The organism is Corallococcus sp. CA047B (assembly GCF_003612065.1).
GTDB lineage: Bacteria > Myxococcota > Myxococcia > Myxococcales > Myxococcaceae > Corallococcus > Corallococcus praedator.
In genome coordinates, this window is the sequence record NZ_RAWD01000691.1 from 1 (window position 1) to 802 (window position 802).

Consider the following 802-nt stretch of genomic DNA (forward strand, 5'->3'; position numbering starts at 1 on the left):
CTCCTGGCCGTCCTGCTCCTGGCCGCGCTGGCGGGGGAGGCGGCCAGGAGCAGGACGGCCAGGAGGGGGGCAATGACGCGGGTCATCATGGGGTTCCCGAAAGGGGGACGACGCGGCCCGTCGAAATGGGGGCGGCCGCCCCTCCACGCTACCCCGGCTCGCGAGCTGGGTGCACGGGAGTGCACACAGGGTCTGGGTACCCCTTGCAGCAGCGATAAGTCCCCCGGGGGGGTGAAATCCCCTCCAAACCCCCCGGGCCTTCGAAACGTCACGCGAGGGTCAAGCCGGAGTGGTCGCGGGGACCTCCGACCGGCGCGCGTTGTCGTGGGACAGCTCCTGTCCCAGGGCGTGCGGGTCGAAGTAGGCGAAGAAGCGCCGGATGCGGTCGCCGTCCCATTCGATGATGGAGACGCCCTCGTAGGCGATGGCGGCACCGTTGTGGGACTGCCCCTGCGTCTCCCACTCCAGGGCCACGCGGTCACCGGATTCGATGACGTTGCGGAAGGTGGACTTCACCTGGCCCAGGGTGCCCTTGTATTCGGTCCAGAAGCGGCGGGCGCCGTCGATGCCGGTGAAGACGCTGGGCGAGGCCACGTTGCTCACCTGGGCGTCATCGGCGAAGAGGGCGAGCAGCGACTCGATGTCGCCATCCGCTTCCAGTTTCAACAGGGCGTCCACGAACCGCTGCGCTCGTTCCATCGGCATCCGCATCCTCACTCGTTGGCAAAGGGGGTGTGCGGGAAGGGTGCGCATGCGGGGTATGGGTGGCCGTCCCGCACGGTCGCCCCCCTGCCCCCCAGAC

Annotated in this window: 1 protein-coding gene; it reads right to left on the reverse strand. The window is 69.2% G+C overall.

Features of this window, described 5'->3' with window-relative positions:
• Positions 1-279: 279 nt before the first annotated feature.
• Entirely contained in the window at positions 280-705 is a 426-nt protein-coding gene (locus D7X74_RS42205) for a nuclear transport factor 2 family protein (RefSeq protein ID WP_120538495.1), read from the reverse strand.
• Positions 706-802: the final 97 nt, after the last annotated feature.

Excerpts from the sequence above, each read along its gene's own strand:
- D7X74_RS42205 (WP_120538495.1), bottom strand. The coding sequence starts at position 705 with ATGCCGATGGAACGAGCGCAGCGGTTCGTGGACGCCCTGTTGAAACTG.